The following is an 18767-nucleotide window of genomic DNA, read 5'->3' on the forward strand; positions in this document are numbered from 1 at the left end:
ATTATCTCGAAATCGAGATAATTATTTTTAATTTTTATCACTGCAACTTCTTCAGTAATTCTAATAATTGTTTTTGTTCTTCTCTATTTAACTTATCAAATTGTTCTGCTTGAAATGTTTCTTGCGGCGGGACTATTTCTTCATATAGAACCTTTCCCTCTTCTGTTAATGAAATATATTTCGTGGTACCTTCTTGTTCACGCTGAATCCAATCTAGTTGCTCCATCTTATTTAAAAGTTGAGTAACATTTCCTTTCGTAACAAACAACTTATTTCCAAGTTCTTGCTGCGTTAAACGATCGTGTCCTCCAATTTGAACTAATACATCAAACTGAGCGGCAGATACATTCCACTTTTTCAAATGCTGATTCGTCTCACGAATACTTCTATTATAAAAGCGTGATAAACGAAACCATAATATTAATCCAAGTCTTTCCTCTGCTTTCATTCCATCACCTCGCTCATTTGATACTATTAGTTTAGAACTAAACTTATTAAAGGTCAACTACTTATTTTTAATTAGCAACAAATAAAAGCACAGTGATTTTCCTCCACTATGCTTCAGATTAAATTTCTATTTTTATATTCATCTAGCTTCCTCTCCGCGAAATGCCTCGCATCTTTCTCAATCCATCTTTCTTCGTATAGTTCATTTCCAACATATAGTACATCGTCCTTATGCTGCATCGCATGCCTGAATTCATGCAATAGCGTTTTGAGCACTTGCTCATACTCTTCCCACATACAAACGAAAATTAATTGTTTTTCTTTATGATAAAAACCACCTACTGGGAATAAAAACTCCTCTTCTTCTTCTCCTAATGATAAAAGTACATGATTCGCATCACACGTATCACAAAAAATAACTGGCGTTGCACTTACTTCAATAAGAGAAAACAAATCATTTCTTAACTTTTTGACATCCCAAGGAAGCTCCGAATCCAACACATACCAATTCTCAACTTGTTGATATACATTTTGAAACTGGAGTTCCATTTCTCAATAATCCCCTTCCTAAACTCCCTTTTCCTATATATATGCCACAATATGGTAAATATTAAACATACACTTTCATCCTTTAAAAAATGACGATAAAAAAGAATCTATGTCAGCATAGATTCTTTTTCCGTAATCACTTTTTTTTCATCATTTTTTTAAATATAAAATAACCAATTGCACAAACAATAGCAGCAAGTGCAAAGTATTTCACATATGGCCCAGCTACTTTATTAATACTTTCCCACTCTGTTCCTAATTTAAAACCTAAATATACAAATACAATTGACCATGGAATAACAGCTAGTGTAGTTAGCGTAATAAACTTAGCATGTGACATTTTCGCAATACCCGCTGGTATCGAAATAGCATGCCGCACAACAGGAATAAAACGCGCTGTAAAAATAACACCAGTTCCGTAACGATTAAACCACGCTTCAGCATAATCAATATGTTTCTTCTGAATCAAAATATATTTTCCATATCGCTCAAGAACAGGTCTTCCTCCGTATCGACCGATCCAATAAATGAATAGTTGTGCGATTACACCACCAATTGTACCGAACGCGACAGCCCCCCAAAATGTAATGCTTCCTGTTGATACTAAATAACCTGCATAAGATAATACGATTTCACTTGGGATAACCTCTATCATTAATCCCAGCATAATTCCCCAATAACCAAGTCCTTCTAGAAAAACTAAAACTGAATGAATCAACTCTCCTAACATCATTTACCTCTCTTTACTGTTTTCATTGCAAAAAATAAAAGTACAAGCAGTAAATATCTTGTACTCTTATTTTTTCAAAATTTATCTAGTCTTCGTATCCCACTTAAAGATTTTATTTAAAAATTTATATACATTCTTTGACTCTTTCGTCAGAAGTGGACCTAAGATCGATAGTATAAGCACGTATAGTGCTGAGAATGGTTTCAGTACTGACATTAAACCACCGGCGATGCCGATATTAGCCATAATGATGGAGAATTCTCCTCTTGAAACGATTGTTAATCCAATATTTGTTGATGCTTTATGAGATAATCCAGCTTGTCTTCCTGCAATCATCCCTGCAACAAAGTTTCCGACGATTGTAAGAAGGACAGCACCTAACGTTAACCATATCGCCCCGCCTAATGAAAACGGATCGATACTTAATCCGAAACTGAAGAAGAAAATAGCTCCGAAGAAGTCTCTAAATGGAACAACAAGATGTTCAATTCGATCACTATGCTCTGTCTCAGAGAAAACTAACCCTAAAAGAAGTGCCCCGATTGCTTCTGCAACGTGAATTGTTTCTGAGAAACCTGCAATAAAGAACAACGAAGCAAATACCACAATAATAAAGATTTCATCTGAACTAATATTGAGCAATCTATTTAATAACGGCGTTGCTTTTCTAGCCACAATAAAGAATAGAAGCATATATCCTAAAGCAATTCCAATTGAAGTAAGGGCACCTAAGAAGGAAGCGTGATCCCCAAGAACTAAGCCAGAAACTACTGATAAATATACAGCAAGGAATATATCTTCAAACATAATAATTCCTAAAATTAATTCGGTTTCATTATTACCAGTTCTTCTTAAATCAACTAATACCTTTGCAACGATAGCACTAGAAGAAATCGTAATAATACCCGCAATAATTAAGATTTCGAGTAACGGGAATCCCATTATAAATCCATATAATAATCCTAGTGAAAAGTTAATCAAAATATAGATTGTTCCGCCAATCGCGATAGAACGTCCAGATTTAATTAGTTTTTTCATCGAAAACTCTAATCCCAGATAGAAAAGAAGGAACAGAACACCAATCCTTCCAAGGAAGGATATCACACTTGCACTTTCAATAAATTTGAGATCGATAACACCTATTGTCGGCGCGTGCGGACCTACTAACATGCCAAGAACGATTAGAAAAGGAATTACTGAGAATTTAAACTTTCCAGCAATTACCGCCGCAATTGCTACTAAAACTAAAGCTGTACCAACTTCAAAAATTAAAGTATCCATCTAGTCAGTCCCCCTATTCGAAAGTAATTCATTAATAATCTTTTTAATTTCTTCTCTCTCACCAGAAACTACAAGCATATCTCCTTCTTCAATCACCGTGTCTGGACCTGGATTAAATAGCTTTTTCATATTCTTTTTCATAACTGCAATTATCGTTACGCTATATGTTTTTCTTATTTCAAGGTCGCCAATTGTTTTTCCGATTGCCGGAGCTGCATTCTCCACTTTAAACCACTCAATTGCTAAACCTTCAAAGACCATCTCAACATTTTCTAATGCCCTAGGTTTGTATACCATTCCACCTAATATTGCTGCAATTTGTCTCGCCTCTGAGTCACGTAATGAAATACTTGATAGACTTTCTTCATGATCTGAATCAAAATGATACATTTCTCTACGCCCATCATCATGAATGACAATCACCATCTTTTCGTTACCTTTCGTAACGATTTGAAATTTATAACCAATACCCGGAAGTTCACTTTCTCTAATATTCATATTTAGCTCCTCCATAACTTCTTTATTTTAATTTTCTGTTTTTCTGTCTTTTATTCATCCAATCAATTTTAGAAATTCTAACCATTCAGGATACCTATGACTTGGAAATCTTTTATTGTAATAATAAGTGGCTCCTAAAAAGATACTTAAAGATGTAACGATAAAAAATAAATTACTTCTTATTTTCAAACTCTTAAGACTTACTTTCAATAAAGATTCTTCTTTCAAATTATCCCCTCTTTTTCGCTTTAAATTTAGTTTTTTAAAATGTAAATAATTCTAAAAATATTACGATGTAACATAATCATAACACAAAACGTATTTAAGTAACATGATTTTTTAGAAAAATTGATTCTAGTATATTTTTTGCATATAATTTTCTTATTACGAAAAAAAGGAAGTGTATTATATGGTTGATATCTTTAGCAGATTCCTTGAGGTAACGAATAATATTTTATGGTCATATATTCTTATTGCAATGCTAATCGGCTTCGGTCTTTATTTCTCTTTTAAATTAAAATTTGTCCAAATTACTCATTTCGGTGAAATGGTCAGTTTAATTAGTAAAGGGTTCAATCGAAAAGAAAAGAAAAAAGATAGCGTCTCTCCATTCCAAGCATTTTGCTTAAGTGCAGCTGCACGTATTGGTATCGGGAACTTAGCTGGTGTAGCATTAGCCATTTCAATGGGTGGACCTGGCGCAATATTTTGGATGTGGTTTATCGCTATCCTTGGAGCAGCTACTAGTTTCGTAGAATGTACGCTCGCGCAAATTTATAAAGTAAAAGATGGAAGCAGATTCCGTGGTGGACCAGCGTATTACATGGAAAAAGGGTTAAACAAACGCTGGATGGGTGTTTGGTTTTCGCTTCTTATTACAGTTGCGTACGGATTAATTTTCAATTCTGTACAAGCAAACACGGTAACAATAGCATTTGAAAATGCTTTTGGACTAGAGCGAACGATCGTAGGAGCTCTATTAGCTTTATTAGTTGCAGTTATTATTTTTGGTGGTATCAAGAGCATTTCACGTATTACAGAAATGATTGTTCCTCCAATGGCAATCATTTATATCGGCGTAGCTGTTTTTGTCGTAATTAACAACTTCACTATGTTACCAAGCATTTTTACAGAAATATTTAACAGCGCATTTGGTTTAGACCAAGCTATCGCTGGTGGTATTGGAGCAGCAATCAAATTCGGAATTCAGCGCGGTTTATTCGCGACAGAAGCAGGTATGGGTAGCTCTCCTAATGCAGCAGCAACATCAGATGTATCTCACCCTGTAAAACAAGGACTTGTTCAAGCATTAGGTGTTTTCGTAGATACATTCTTAGTATGTACATCAACAGCGTTTATCGTATTATGTTCTGGACTTTACAAAGGATCGAATTTAGAAGGTATTGAATTAACACAACAAGCATTAAGTTCACAAATTGGACCGTGGGCAAGCACTTTCTTAGCGATTATTATTTTCCTATTCGCTTTCAGTTCTTTACTAGGAAACTACTATTATGGTGAAACAAACATCGCATTCATTAAAGAAAGCAAAACATGGTTACTGATTTATCGTGTTGCAGTTGTCGGAATGGTGTTCTTCGGATCTATCGCTGCCCTTCAAACAGTTTGGAGTTTAGCTGATTTCTTTATGGGACTAATGGTATTCACAAACTTAATTGCCATCTCATTCCTTAGCAAGTTCGCCTATGCGGCATTAGTAGACTATATTAAACAAAAGAAACAAGGAAAAGATCCTGTTTTCGTCGCAAGTTCTATCCCTGGCTTAAAAAATACAGAGTGTTGGGATGGGCAAGATTTAGAAGAGAAGAAACAAGTTGGATAACAACTAAAAGCGGAAGAGGCTCGCAGGAAAAAGCGAAGCCACCGAATATTCTAGCCGCTGAAGCTATATAATAAAAAATCCCTATTACTTCATAGTAATAGGGATTTTTTATTTACAACAGTTCATAATTTGTTCAAATTAATTCCAGCAAAAGGGTTGATTTATACAAATTACTAGATTATAATAATTATAAATTAGTAATTCATATAAAATAATAACTCAAGAGGAGATTGATCATAATGAATACACAAGTAATCGAAGCATTAAACAAACAAGTAGCAAACTGGAGCGTTTTATTTACAAAACTACACAACTTCCATTGGTACGTAAAAGGACCTCAATTCTTCACACTACATGAAAAATTTGAAGAGCTTTACACAGAATCAGCTACTCACATCGATGAAATCGCAGAACGCATTTTAGCAATTGGCGGCAAACCAGTAGCAACAATGAAAGAATACTTAGAACTATCTTCTATTCAAGAAGCAGCTTACGGAGAAACTGCAGAAGGGATGGTCGAAGCAATCATGAAAGACTACGAAATGATGCTAACTGAACTGAAAAAAGGCATGGTAATCGCTCAAGAATCTGACGACGAAATGACATCTGACCTACTACTAGGCATCTACACAGAACTAGAAAAACACGCTTGGATGCTACGTGCATTCTTGAATCAATAATAGATTAAAAGCAGAAGCGGCTCGTTCAGAGTCGCTTTTTTTCTATGGGGTTGTCATGCATATTAGTACATGAAATTTATATCAGCGATTTTCCAATTATATCGACTTACCGACAAATCACGACAATATTAGCCTCCCTCCCCTCCACTATTTTTATCAATATATTACAATCTCTTTTATGTTAAAATATAGGAAACACCCTTTAGTAATTAGATCCAAAAAGCTTGTCCAAGTTCATCATTTACTACTTAAATGACGGGAGTGGTTCAGTTGAAAGACTACTTAATTAGAGCATTTTTTGCGTTAATAACAGTTGGGATTCTCTTACTCATAGCTAATATTTTCAACATACGTGTCGAGGTTAAAGACTATGCTTTCCTCGTTGTTGTAGCTATTGGTGGCGGTTGGGGTGGCTGGTACCTGTATAAAAAACAAAGTAATCAAAATGATAAAGGCATTCCAAAATAATATGGAATGCCTTTTTTCTCTAATACATAATTAAGCTTAAACCACTAATAAAATCAGTCCCCAAAAACATCATACAACCCATATTCTATCGTAAATAAAAAGAATTCATTTTGAATATAGAAATAGTCCAAAATCTTGCATAACAGAGGTATGCCCCATTTGCCGCAACATTGTGGCTATATTCCCACGGTGATATGCTCCGTGGGTGACGACGTGTAGTATTGTTTCAGAAACCGTCGTATCCAGGAGCCCAGCATACGGATTATCAACCTCAAACACTTTTTCATAATCTTGTTGACTACTTAAATATTCTTTATATCGTTTAGATAATTCATAAAAACTAGTTTCCATTTCCTCAATATTTTTTGTTTCTAGCTGTTCTTTCAATTGGTTTGTGTGTACCATTGCATCACTCATACTTTTACCAGAAATAATCTCAAGCCAGGCTAAATCTGTGAGGTATATGTGAGACATTACTTTTGCCACCGAAGAAAAACCACTCTTAACTTCCTTATGGAAAATGTCTTGCGGTAGTTCTTTTAAGCGATTTAAAATAACTTCATTTGCCCATAAGTGGTAGTTATACATTTTTAATACAGAACGACCCATGCTCATTTCTCCTCCAAATTTCATTTTAATGATTAGATTATGATACATAGCTGCTTAAAAATTCCCAAAGGATTACATCTATAAAATTTATTCTGATTACGATTAAAAAAACCTCTATTAACTTCATAAAAAACATTCGCCATCTTCCACAATCTGACCCTTTAACGGAACAATTCTATGTCACTCAATAAATCCTTACTCACCGTTTATTCAGATGTTCTTTTTTTAAGTCAGCAAAACATACCTCCATCTACTTCCCCTCTTCCAACGATTTCACATCTCGCTATCAATATATTCAACCAAATTAAAAACACATGTCTTTTTGCGATAAAAAGACATGTGTTTCCAAAATCCACTATAAAAATGTACTATGATAACTGCTTCCACTTCGTCCCCAAAACAGGACGCTCATAATTTTGTATTTCATGAATTAATTTAGCAGCCGTCTCAGCTGAAACGATTAACTCTTTATTCGATGGGTTCATAAAGCCTTCTTCCGCTGCGCGATCAACCATTTGCAGAATTGGTCCGTAGAAGTCTTTAATATTTAATAAACCAACTGGCTTATCATGTATACCAATTTGTGACCAACATACAACTTCAAATAGCTCTTCAAATGTTCCGTATCCGCCTGGTAATGCAATGAAAGCATCCGCAAGCTCTGCCATTTTTGCTTTACGTTCGTGCATCGTTTCTACTTCAATTAATTCTGTTAATCCTGTATGAACGATTTCACCACGGAATAAACCACGCGGCATAACACCTGTTACACGTCCACCTAAACGAAGAACTTCGTTTGCTACTTCTCCCATTAATCCAACGCATGAACCGCCGTATACAAGCTCATAATCGTTCTCAACAAACATTTTCCCTAACTCTATTGCCTGCTCCTTAAATTCTGGTCTTTCCCCTAAATTTGAACCTGCAAACACACAAATCTTTCTCATTCCTACACCCCGAAACTATATATTGTTATGATACAATGGGTATTGTACAACATATTGAAGGGATGAGAAAGAAATGGATATCGTCGCATTTCAAAGATGGGTGGAGGAATTTTACGAAAAACGAAGCTGGTCACAGTACAATTCCTTTATTCGCTTAAATTTCTTAACTGAGGAAGTTGGGGAAGTTTCACGCGTTGTTCGCGCAATTGAAATCGGTCGTGATCGCCCTGATGAACAAACAAAAACACAAGAAGAGCTAAAACAAGAACTAAAAGAAGAACTTGGTGATGTACTATCTAATCTTATTATTCTTTCACAAAAATATGATTTGGATTTACAAGACATTATGGAAACACACGTCACAAAGCTTTCAAAAAGATTCGAAACATCTAAATGAGAACATTATCAATTGTGATATAATGTTCTTGTCAAAATAATAAGGGGGATTTTATGTTATCTAAAAAATTGCACGACGCACTAAATGAACAAATGAATTTTGAATTTTACTCTGCCCACGCTTATATGGCAATGGCTGCTTACTGTACAGCGGAAAGCTACGATGGATTCGCTAACTTTTTCCTTGTACAAGCTGAAGAAGAGCGTTTCCACGCAATGAAGCTTTACAACTACATTAATGACCGCGGCGAGCGCGCTATTATTACTGGATTTGATCATCCTAATAACGAATATGATTCTGTATTGAATGCTTTTGAAGTAGCACTTGAGCACGAGCGTGAAGTAACGAAGCGCATTTATCACTTATCTGATATCGCTTGGGATGAGCGTGAGCATGCAACAATTACATTCTTAAAATGGTTCGTCGATGAGCAAGTAGAAGAAGAATCTTCATTCGATAGCATCATCCAAAAATTAAAACGTATTACAAGCGATTCAAACGCATTATTTATGCTAGATGCTGAATTAGAGAAACGTACATTTACGCCTCCAGCTGAGTAATATTTCAATCACCTTAATAAATGTATTAAGGTGATTTTTTTATTTTCTCTCTAGCTTAAAATCACCTTAAATTTCCTTGCATTTGACATAGTACCAGTAAAAAAACGGTATTATTTTCAATATGAAGTGAAACTTTAATCAGCGGGGGTTTTGTTCATCCCCCACTGATTATTAGCCCTCACCAATCGGGCGTTTACGAGCAGCCCGACTCCCACCTAACTTCTTTGCTCCCGCCGAATTTTGAGGTGGGAGTCTTACTGCCCGCAAATAGCGGGATAAAATAATATACAAGGAGAGAAAAAATGAATCAGCGTGTAGAAGCTGTTGATGCAATCCGTGGTTTCGCTTTGTTTGGTATTTTACTTGTCAATATGACCTTAATTCAATTTGGGTTCTTTTCCAGTGAAAAACCAACTTACATATTTGGAAAACTTGATGAAGGTGCTAATTGGTTTATTCAATTTTTCGGCACCCACAATTTCATGTCCCTATTCTCTTTTTTATTTGGTCTTAGCATTATTTTGTTGCAAAAAAGTATTATTGCGAAAGGAAAAAAATTCTTCCCCACATACATAAGACGTATTATCATTCTTTTACTACTAGGCTACATTCACGGCACCTTTGTTTGGGAGGTAGATATTTTATTTGCCTACGGGGTTATCGGGATTTTCTTAATGATGTTCATCAATCGAAAACCGAAAACGTTGCTCATTTGGGCATCTATTTTACTAGCACTCATTATGCTCGCATCTTACCAATCGGAATCAACATCGAACCCCTATGATGATTTCGCACCTTATACTGAAAAGGAACATAAGGTCCATGAGACTGGAAGCTATATGGATCATGTCAACTTTAGATTGACTGAAAATCCTTTTGATTATATGGGGATTAACGGTGTATTCGGATTAGTTTTCATATCAATTTTCGCAATAATTTTTATGTCTCCACTTTTCTTACTCGGAATGTATGTAGGGAAAAAGGGCTGGCTATTTGAGGTCGATCAACATATACCTGCTGTCAAAAAAATATGGCTTATCACTGGGATTTTCTCTTTTACGATTAAAATCTTAGCCATGTTCTTGAAACATCCGATTTTAATTATGTTACAAGATAGTCTTACACCAGTAACCATTACCTTCTTTTACGGAAGCACGATTATTTTATTATTCCATTACAAAAAGGTAGCGCGTTTACTAACATACATGGCAAACATGGGAAAAATGTCGGTTAGTAATTACTTAGCGCAATCTATTATCGCAACAACTATTTTTTACGCATATGGATTTGGCTTATACGGTAAAATTGGCTATTTCTTCGGTATTCTTTTAACTATTGGAATTTATACGATTCAATTATTCGTTAGTACCTATTGGCTACAGAAATACCGAATGGGGCCTGTGGAATATGTGTGGAGATTGGGAACTTATTTAGAGAGACCACGGTTTAAAAAGGACTTGGATAAAGCAAGTTAAACAAAAAGTCGTTTATCCCCCGAAGTGAGAGATAAACGACTTCGTTTGTTTTTATTAAAGCATAACCCCAACGATAATCGCTGATAATATACTTACTAACGTTGCACCGTATACAAGTTTTAATCCGAATGAAGATACAACGTTTGCTTGTTTGCCATCGATACTCTTCGTTGCACCTGCGATAATTCCGATTGATGAGAAGTTCGCAAATGATACAAGGAAGATAGATAAAATACCTACTGTACGAGCTGATAAATCACCAGCTACTTTTCCAAGGTCAAGCATTGCAACGAATTCGTTCGTTACTAATTTCGTTGCCATAATTTGTCCTGCTGTTAGCATCTCTGATGTTGGAATACCCATTACAAATGCTAACGGTGAGAAAACGTATCCTAAAATGCTTTGGAATGTGATTCCGAAAATTGAATCGAATACACCGTTAATTGCTGTAATTAATGCTACGAAACCGATTAACATCGCCGCTACTGTTACAGCGATAGAGAAACCAAGCATAATATATTCGCCTAACATTTCAAAGAATGTTTGTTTCTTATCTTCTTGTAATTCTAAAATATCGTCTTCTTCTTTTACGTCATATGGATTAATGATATGAACGATAATGAATCCACTAAATAAGTTTAGTACAAGTGCTGTTACTACATATTTCGGATCAATCATTTTCATATAAGAACCGACGATTGACATTGATACTGTTGACATTGATGATGCACAAAGTGTGTATAAACGATTTTTCGGTAATTTGCTTAGTTGATCTTTTACTGTAATAAATACTTCACCTTGACCAACAATTGCAGCTGCCACCGCATTATATGATTCTAGTTTTCCTAAACCGTTAATTTTACTTAATACGAAACCGACTGCACGAATGATAATCGGTAAAACTTTAATATGTTGTAAGATCCCGATTAATACCGCTAAGAAAATAATTGGTAATAATACTGTTAAGAAGAATGGTGCTTGTCCATCGTTCGCTAAACCACCAAATACGAAATTAACCCCAGCTTCCGCAAATTTTAAAATAGCGCCAAACCCATCTGCAATTCCTTTTACTAACACAAATCCGACCTTTGTATTTAGTAAGAAATACGCAAGTACCAATTGAATTACAAGCATAAGTGCAATTGGCTTATATTTAATTTTCTTACGATCTGAACTTATAAGGAAACCTAGTACAAACACTACAAGTAAACCGACTAGAAACATTACTATTTTCATATGTGAATCCTCCACTTCTCTCACGAGTTATTGGTCGTATAACGTATAACGAATGACGTCTGACCATTGATGTTAAAAAAATTTAAAACCCCTAAATATTATTCAACTGTTATCTAAAATCAGTAAGCGTTTACATAAATTACAATTTATAAAAGGTAGCCTCTTCTCTCCTACCATACTTGAAAGTCTGAAATTGATACCACCTACAAATCAAATTGTAAGCGTTAACTAATTGAAATGCAATATAAATTTTAAAATATTTTTATATGTTAATATATTCCTAAATAATTGGTTTTTTCATGTAAATTTACCATAAAAAAATAGCCCTAGCTATGAGCTAGGACCATCTTTTTTACCCCGCTTTAACGGGCAGTAAGACCCCCACCTCAAAATTCAGCGAAAACAAAGAAGTTAGGTGGGTGATTAACTGCCCGTAAAAGCCCGATTGGTGAAGGCTAATAATCAGCGGGGGATAAAGCCCCCCACTGATTAAAGTTTCACTTTATAACATAACACCAACGATAATCGCGGATAAAAGACTTACTAATGTCGCACCGTATACAAGTCGTAATCCGAATGATGAAACAACGTTTGATTGGTTTTCATCGATCCCTTTCGTTGCACCTGCAATAATTCCGATAGATGAGAAGTTCGCGAATGATACAAGGAATACAGAAAGAATACCAACTGTACGAGCTGATAAATCACCAGCTACTTTTCCTAGATCAAGCATCGCAACAAACTCGTTTGATACTAATTTTGTTGCCATAATTTGTCCCGCTGTTACCATTTCTGCTTGCGGGATACCCATTACGAATGCTAATGGAGAGAAAATATATCCTAAAATAGCTTGGAATGTAATACCGAACACTGAATCAAACAAGCTATTGATTGCTGTAATTAATGCTACGAAACCAAGTAACATTGCTGCTACCGTAATCGCAATCGTGAAACCAAGCATAATATATTCGCTTAACATTTCAAAGAATGACTGTTTTTTCTTATTTTCTAACTTCAGTGTATCTTCTTCTTCTGTAATATCGTACGGGTTAATAATATGAATAATAATGAAACCACTAAATAAATTTAATACAAGTGCTGTTACTACATATTTTGGTTCAATCATTTTCATATAAGAACCAACGATCGACATCGATACTGTCGACATGGAAGATGCACATAGTGTATATAAACGATGTTTTGGGATTTTACTTAATTGATCTTTTACTGTAATAAATACTTCTGCTTGCCCAACAATTGCGGCCGCTACTGCATTATATGATTCTAATTTTCCTAAACCATTTACTTTACTTAGCATAGTACCAATAGCACGAATAAATATCGGTAAAATTTTAAAGTGTTGCAGAATTCCGATTAACACTGCAAAGAATACGATTGGTAATAAAGCTGTTAAGAAGAATGAAACCTCTCCTTTATTAACAAGGCCACCAAATACGAAAACGATTCCAGATTCCGCGTATCCAAGAAGCGCTCCAAATCCATCTGAAATTCCTTTTACTAAAATATAACCAATTGGCGTATTTAATAAGAAATACGTTAACGCTAGCTGAATAACAAGCATAATTGCGATTGGTTTATACTTAATCTTCTTACGATCAGAACTTATAAGAAAGCCGAGTACGAATACAACTAGTAGTCCTACAAGAAACATAACAAACTTCATTAATAAAATCCTCCATTTAACTCTTCATTAACGTTGAACGTCTGACTACTCAAAACAAGGAATAATCCGAACTTTCCATTTCTCCTCCAAAACCTTCAATCGGATATGAAAAACCATAAAATCTCTTGTCTCAAAGCCATTTTCCATTCTAACACAAATTATAACTCACATCCGCACTTTTATTAAAAAAATACATTTTATTATAAAACACTCATTAATGTTCGTATTTTCCCTCTTCCTTTAGTTTATCACCATAAAAAAAACGAGCATCAAATTTCTCTGATGCTCGTTCCTTTTTATTATACAGCTTTTTCTTTATCTGCTACTGCTGGCTTGTCCCAGCACTCTGTATTGTTTAAACCAGGAATAGACTCCGCATAAAAGACTGGATCTTTTCCTTGTTTCTTTTGTTTTACGTAATCTGATAATGCCGCGAAAGCATACTTAGAAAGGAATACAATCGCCACTAAGTTAATAATAGCCATGATACCCATGAATAAATCTGCTAAGTCCCAAACAATTTGAATTGTTGCTACAGAACCTAACATAACCATACCAAGTACCGCGATTCGATAAACATTTAGTAAAACTTTACTTCCATTTAAAAACTCAATATTTGTTTCACCATAGTAGTAGTTACCTACTAATGAACTAAATGCAAACAAGAAGATTGCAACTGCTACAAATATAGAAGCCCACGGTCCGATATGTTGACTTAATGCTTGTTGCGTTAATTGAATTCCGTTTAAATCAGCCGCTCCAGGCACATCTGATAATAAAATGATAAATGCTGTACAACTACAAATTAATAATGTATCTGTAAATACCCCTAAAGTTTGAATGAAACCTTGTTTAACTGGGTGCGTTACGTTTGCAGTCGCAGCTGCGTTTGGCGCACTACCCATACCTGCTTCATTTGAGAATAACCCACGTTTTACCCCTAGTAAAATCGCAGCTCCTAATCCCCCGCCCACTACTTCTTTAATTCCGAAAGCATGTAAGAAAATTTCTTTAAATACATATGGAATTGCCGTAATGTTTGTTACAACAACGAATAATGCCACTGCTACATATATAATTGCCATTACTGGAACAATCATTTCAACCGCACGTGCAATACGTTTTACTCCGCCGAAGATAATGATTGCAAGTAAACCAGCCATAAACAGACCTACAAACTTACCATCTGTGTTAAATGCTCCATCAAAAGCCGCCGCTACTGTGTTTGACTGCACGGCGTTGAAAATTAATCCGAAACTAACTGTTATTAGAACAGAGAAGACAACTCCTAGCCAGCGTTTCTTTAAACCCTTTTCCATATAATACGCTGGACCACCACGGAACGCATTCCCATCTTTTACTTTATAAATTTGCGCTAATGTGCTCTCTACAAATGCAGAAGCACCCCCAATTACCGCGATTAACCACATCCAAAATACCGCTCCTGGTCCACCTGCTGAGATTGCGATAGCTACACCAGCTAAGTTACCAGTACCTACACGAGAAGCTGTACTCATACAAAAAGCCTGGAATGATGATACACCACTTTTTTCTTTTTGCGCTTTTCTTGTTTTTGAACTCGCTCCATCCCCAAGTAAACGAATCATTTCTCCAAAGTAACGTATTTGAACAAACTTTACTCGGAAAGAAAAATAAAGCCCAAGTCCAATTAGCATTGCAATAATAATATATGACCAAAGAACATTATTTATATCCCCAATAACACTAGTTAAAAAATCCATCATTGCGTTCCCCCTCTTCATAACACTAAGAAGATTATATTCTAAAAACTTTTAACAATCAAGAATTTCCGACAAGAAATGTAAGGTTTTATAACATGTAAATGTTAACAATTATAACATCCGTATTTTTTATAAAAATTATATCAATCATCTTTTAGCCTTAATATCATTAATTACAACAAAAAAACGAGCATCGAATTCATCTCGATGCTCGCCTTTTTATTATACTGCTTTCTCTTTATCAGTTACCACCGGCTTATCCCAACACTCTGTGTTCATTAAACCAGGGATAGAATCTGCACGGAAGACTGGATCTTTTCCTTGTTTCTTTTGTTTCACATAATCCGCTAATGCTGCATATGCAAATCGTCCAAGAAGTGTAATCGCAATTAAGTTTGTAATTACCATTAGACCCATAAATAAGTCTGCCATATTCCATACAACTTGAAGCGTCGCAATAGAACCGAATAATACCATTCCCACTACCGCAATACGGTAAATCGTTAACCAAGTTTTACTTTGTTTAATAAATTCAATATTTGTTTCACCATAATAGTAGTTTCCTAGAAGAGAACTGAATGCAAATAAGAAAATAATAATTGCTAAGAAACTGCTTGCCCACGGACCAATTTGTGAACTTAATGCATTTTGCGTTAACTCAATACCTTCTAAATTTGTTGCTTTATATGCACCAGAACATAGTACGATAAATGCCGTCGATGTACATACTAAGAATGTATCTACTAATACGCCAATTGTTTGAATAAAACCTTGCTTTGCTGGATGTGTTACATCCGCTGTTGCTGCCGCGTTTGGTGCACTACCCATACCTGCTTCGTTAGCAAATAATCCGCGTTGAATACCATATTTCATTGCAGCACCGATACCGCCACCTACAGCTGAATCTAAACCAAATGCCCCTTTAAAGATTTCTGTAAACATATCCGGTATTAAATAATAATTTTTAATAACGACGAAAATTGCTACTGCAATATAAATAAGCGCCATTGGCGGAACGATCATTTCAGACATACGCGCAATACTTTTTACACCACCAAAAATAATAACCGCAACTAATACCGCTAACACAATCCCAACAACGTAACGCTCAATACCAAAAGCATTTTTAAATGCTAATGTAACTGTATTTGCTTGTACGGAGTTGAAAATTAATCCGTAAGTAATTGTAATTAGAATAGAGAACCAAATTCCCATCCAACGTTTATTTAAACCTTTTTCCATATAATAAGCAGGACCACCACGGAAGCCACTGCCATCTTTTATTTTATAAATTTGCGCAAGCGTACTTTCTACGAAACTTGAAGACGCCCCAATAATCGCAATAACCCACATCCAAAATACAGCTCCAGGTCCTCCCATAGAAATAGCTAGCGCTACACCAGCTAAGTTCCCGATACCAATACGAGCTGCTGAACTCATACAAAATGCTTGGAATGACGATACACTTCCCTTTTTACGTGTCTTTCCAGTTAATCCATCACTCATTAATCGAACCATTTCCCCTAAATGAGTAATTTGTACGAATTTCAATTTAATAGAAAAATAAAGACCTAAACCAATTAACATTGCAATAAGAATATATGACCAAAGAATTGTATTCGTTGACGAAACAAATTGCTCTAAAATATCCATACAATTAACCCCTCCTTTTCTCCATAAAACGAATTATATTTAAAAAACATTTAAAAATCAACATTTTTCGACAATTTGCAATTTCCAAATATTAGCCAGACACGAAGTAACAATATCTTTATGACCCTCCTCCCTCTAACTGTGCATACTAAAACAAAAAGTAAATCTACAAACTACCCCATTGACAAAAACACCAACCTGTAACTATAATGATTACATCAGATTGTAACAAACCTTATTACAACAAATTCATTTACTTTCAGATATACACTTTAACAAAACACTTTGGAGGGATTTATTATGAAAATCGGAATCATCGGAGCAACTGGTAAAGCAGGAGGTCGTATTTTAAAAGAAGCATTAGATCGCGGACATGAAGTAACTGCAATCGTAAGAAGCGCTGCAAAAATTACAGAAGAAAATGTAAAGATTTTAGAGAAAGATGTATTCACTCTTACATCTAACGACCTACAAGCATTCGATGTAGTTGTAAATGCATTCGGTGCTCCAGCCGGACAAGAACACCTTCACGTAGATGCAGGAAACGCACTTATCGAAGCTATGAAAGGTGCACCTAATACAAAATTACTTGTTGTTGGCGGCGCTGGTAGCTTATTTGTAGACGAAGAGAAAACAACACGTGTATTTGATACACCAGGATTCCCAAATGAATATCTTGCAACAGCTCAAAACCAAGGTAAAAACTTAGAAATCCTAAATCAAACAAATGATATTACTTGGACATTCATTAGCCCTTCTGCACTATTTGCATTAGGAAAACGCACAGGCTCTTATACAGCTGGAAAAGACAACCTTCTTGTTAACTCAAAAGGTGATAGCTACGTAAGTTACGAAGACTTCGCAGTTGCAGCACTTGATGAAATTGAAAATCCAAAACACGTAAACGAACGCTTCACAGTTGTTTCTGAAGCTGAGTAATAGAAAAAGCTCGTAAACATAATGTTTACGAGCTTTTTTATCATCTGTTATATTGATTCGGTTTATGTGGTTCATTTGGTGTATAGGGTTTATTCGGTTTATTATCATGACCATTTGCTTTTTTCCAACTTACCGCCAACTCTGGACTTGTTTTTTCTTCACTACGCTCAAGTAACACAACCGCATTTTGAATCGTTGGTGTTCCTTTATGAGCAATTCCTTGTAATTTCGTTAAATTTCCTGATACTTTAAAGCTAAATCCACCCGCTGGTGTTTGTTTCGGAATTAAAATGCGGAATTTCTCTCCTACATTAAATTCAGTTTTCGCTTCGCCTTTTTCATTTACAAATTTCGCGCCTTCTGGAGCACCTGTTGCTTGCACCTTATACGTTCCACTTTTCGCGTTTGTTTCCACTGTATATAATCCTGTTTCAAAGAAATCATTTTTCAATACTGCTTGTTGTTCTTCTGATGGTACTACACTCATCGTAATTTCTTGTAGTTCTTCACTAGCGTTTGCTTTCGCAACGATATCTTTCGTTACTTTTTCTACATTTTTATTACGGAAATCTAAATCGTTAATATCAATTTGTTTTAACGCATTCCACACCGCAAGCTGCGTTGCGTAATGTGCCTCTCTCCAATCGGAAACGCCTAAGTCTTGTGGACTCTTCTGCGGATACCCGTTTAATAGTACACGGTATACGTTAATATCTACTTTACCCATTTCAGGTAAGTCTTGGCCGCTCGGAGATTTCAAATCTACATTTAAGCAAAATGCAATTTTTCCATCTGCCGTTTTAATAAGCTCTGTTCGAATTGGTTTCTTCTTTGACCTACTATAGCTCCAATCCATTTCATACTTCGTATGATCCATAACTTCTGCGAATGCTTTTTGAAGCGGGAATAATAAGTTCGCAAATACAAATAAAACACTCAAAAAAGCGGCCATTAGCTTGAACGATCGTTTTATATTCATCTCTACAACCCCTTATAAAATAACAAATTTACTACTATGTATTATTTAGT

At 35.3% G+C, this 18767-nt stretch carries 19 protein-coding genes; 7 read left to right on the top strand and 12 right to left on the bottom strand.

Going from position 1 to position 18767, the window contains the following annotated elements; all coding sequences use genetic code 11:
- Positions 1-37: 37 nt before the first annotated feature.
- The 5 genes from NSS97_RS25510 to NSS97_RS25530 all read right to left on the bottom strand — a co-directional run bounded on the left by NSS97_RS25510 (position 38) and on the right by NSS97_RS25530 (position 3505).
- The gene (locus tag NSS97_RS25510; RefSeq protein ID WP_044439261.1) at positions 38-448 is read right to left on the bottom strand and encodes a MarR family winged helix-turn-helix transcriptional regulator; all 411 of its coding nucleotides are present in this window, start codon (positions 446-448) and stop codon (positions 38-40) included.
- Between the two features lie 113 nt (positions 449-561).
- Complete coding sequence (locus NSS97_RS25515; protein ID WP_002015986.1) at positions 562-996, bottom strand: DUF3920 family protein; 435 nt, start codon at positions 994-996, stop codon at positions 562-564.
- A 136-nt stretch (positions 997-1132) separates the two neighbouring features.
- The gene (locus NSS97_RS25520; protein ID WP_044439263.1) at positions 1133-1726 is read right to left on the bottom strand and encodes a DedA family protein; all 594 of its coding nucleotides are present in this window, start codon (positions 1724-1726) and stop codon (positions 1133-1135) included.
- 81 nt (positions 1727-1807) lie between these two features.
- Positions 1808-3007 carry a cation:proton antiporter gene (locus tag NSS97_RS25525; protein WP_000380227.1) on the bottom strand — a complete coding sequence of 400 codons (1200 nt, stop codon included), beginning with the start codon at positions 3005-3007 and terminating at the stop codon, positions 1808-1810.
- A complete protein-coding gene (locus tag NSS97_RS25530) occupies positions 3008-3505 on the bottom strand; it encodes a cation:proton antiporter regulatory subunit (RefSeq protein ID WP_002015988.1) in 498 nt (165 codons plus the stop codon).
- Positions 3506-3914: 409 nt separating this feature from the next.
- On the opposite strand from NSS97_RS25530, the gene NSS97_RS25535 reads away from it, so the two are divergent.
- The 3 genes from NSS97_RS25535 (at position 3915) to NSS97_RS25545 (ending at position 6496) form a co-directional block, all read left to right on the top strand.
- The gene (locus NSS97_RS25535) at positions 3915-5348 is read left to right on the top strand and encodes an alanine/glycine:cation symporter family protein (RefSeq protein ID WP_107887248.1); all 1434 of its coding nucleotides are present in this window, start codon (positions 3915-3917) and stop codon (positions 5346-5348) included.
- 239 nt (positions 5349-5587) lie between these two features.
- Positions 5588-6028: a Dps family protein gene (locus tag NSS97_RS25540; protein ID WP_002034654.1), complete on the top strand. Its 441-nt coding sequence runs from the start codon at positions 5588-5590 to the stop codon at positions 6026-6028.
- A gap of 270 nt (positions 6029-6298) precedes the next feature.
- Positions 6299-6496, top strand: a complete 198-nt coding sequence (locus NSS97_RS25545) for a hypothetical protein (protein ID WP_000656312.1) — start codon at positions 6299-6301, stop codon at positions 6494-6496.
- Between the two features lie 105 nt (positions 6497-6601).
- Here the strand turns inward: NSS97_RS25545 and NSS97_RS25550 are convergent, their stop codons facing one another.
- Entirely contained in the window at positions 6602-7105 is a 504-nt protein-coding gene (locus NSS97_RS25550; RefSeq protein ID WP_341114348.1) for a DinB family protein, read from the bottom strand.
- A 368-nt stretch (positions 7106-7473) separates the two neighbouring features.
- Positions 7474-8052 carry an LOG family protein gene (locus tag NSS97_RS25555; protein ID WP_033713135.1) on the bottom strand — a complete coding sequence of 193 codons (579 nt, stop codon included), beginning with the start codon at positions 8050-8052 and terminating at the stop codon, positions 7474-7476.
- A gap of 73 nt (positions 8053-8125) precedes the next feature.
- On the opposite strand from NSS97_RS25555, the gene NSS97_RS25560 reads away from it, so the two are divergent.
- The 3 genes from NSS97_RS25560 (at position 8126) to NSS97_RS25570 (ending at position 10484) form a co-directional block, all read left to right on the top strand.
- Positions 8126-8449, top strand: a complete 324-nt coding sequence (locus tag NSS97_RS25560) for a MazG nucleotide pyrophosphohydrolase domain-containing protein (RefSeq protein WP_002034656.1) — start codon at positions 8126-8128, stop codon at positions 8447-8449.
- A gap of 53 nt (positions 8450-8502) precedes the next feature.
- Positions 8503-9009, top strand: a complete 507-nt coding sequence (locus tag NSS97_RS25565; RefSeq protein ID WP_107887247.1) for a ferritin — start codon at positions 8503-8505, stop codon at positions 9007-9009.
- A gap of 302 nt (positions 9010-9311) precedes the next feature.
- On the top strand, positions 9312-10484 hold the full coding sequence (locus NSS97_RS25570) for a DUF418 domain-containing protein (protein ID WP_107887246.1): 1173 nt from the start codon (positions 9312-9314) through the stop codon (positions 10482-10484).
- Between the two features lie 54 nt (positions 10485-10538).
- Here the strand turns inward: NSS97_RS25570 and NSS97_RS25575 are convergent, their stop codons facing one another.
- The 4 genes from NSS97_RS25575 to NSS97_RS25590 all read right to left on the bottom strand — a co-directional run bounded on the left by NSS97_RS25575 (position 10539) and on the right by NSS97_RS25590 (position 16799).
- The gene (locus tag NSS97_RS25575; RefSeq protein ID WP_000706851.1) at positions 10539-11720 is read right to left on the bottom strand and encodes a NupC/NupG family nucleoside CNT transporter; all 1182 of its coding nucleotides are present in this window, start codon (positions 11718-11720) and stop codon (positions 10539-10541) included.
- Between the two features lie 502 nt (positions 11721-12222).
- Complete coding sequence (locus tag NSS97_RS25580) at positions 12223-13404, bottom strand: NupC/NupG family nucleoside CNT transporter (protein ID WP_002089478.1); 1182 nt, start codon at positions 13402-13404, stop codon at positions 12223-12225.
- Between the two features lie 299 nt (positions 13405-13703).
- Positions 13704-15146, bottom strand: coding sequence for an alanine/glycine:cation symporter family protein (locus NSS97_RS25585; protein WP_033708503.1), 1443 nt, complete (start codon positions 15144-15146; stop codon positions 13704-13706).
- A gap of 222 nt (positions 15147-15368) precedes the next feature.
- Entirely contained in the window at positions 15369-16799 is a 1431-nt protein-coding gene (locus NSS97_RS25590) for an amino acid carrier protein (RefSeq protein WP_107887245.1), read from the bottom strand.
- Between the two features lie 300 nt (positions 16800-17099).
- Between NSS97_RS25590 and NSS97_RS25595 the strand changes: the two genes are divergently transcribed.
- Positions 17100-17738: an NAD(P)-dependent oxidoreductase gene (locus tag NSS97_RS25595; protein ID WP_341114352.1), complete on the top strand. Its 639-nt coding sequence runs from the start codon at positions 17100-17102 to the stop codon at positions 17736-17738.
- Between the two features lie 40 nt (positions 17739-17778).
- Here NSS97_RS25595 and NSS97_RS25600 read toward each other — a convergent pair whose 3' ends face one another.
- Complete coding sequence (locus NSS97_RS25600; protein WP_107887243.1) at positions 17779-18717, bottom strand: Cys-Gln thioester bond-forming surface protein; 939 nt, start codon at positions 18715-18717, stop codon at positions 17779-17781.
- Positions 18718-18767 lie beyond the last annotated feature (50 nt).

The organism is Bacillus sp. FSL R12-0074 (assembly GCF_038005725.1).
GTDB classification, from domain to species: domain Bacteria; phylum Bacillota; class Bacilli; order Bacillales; family Bacillaceae_G; genus Bacillus_A; species Bacillus_A mycoides.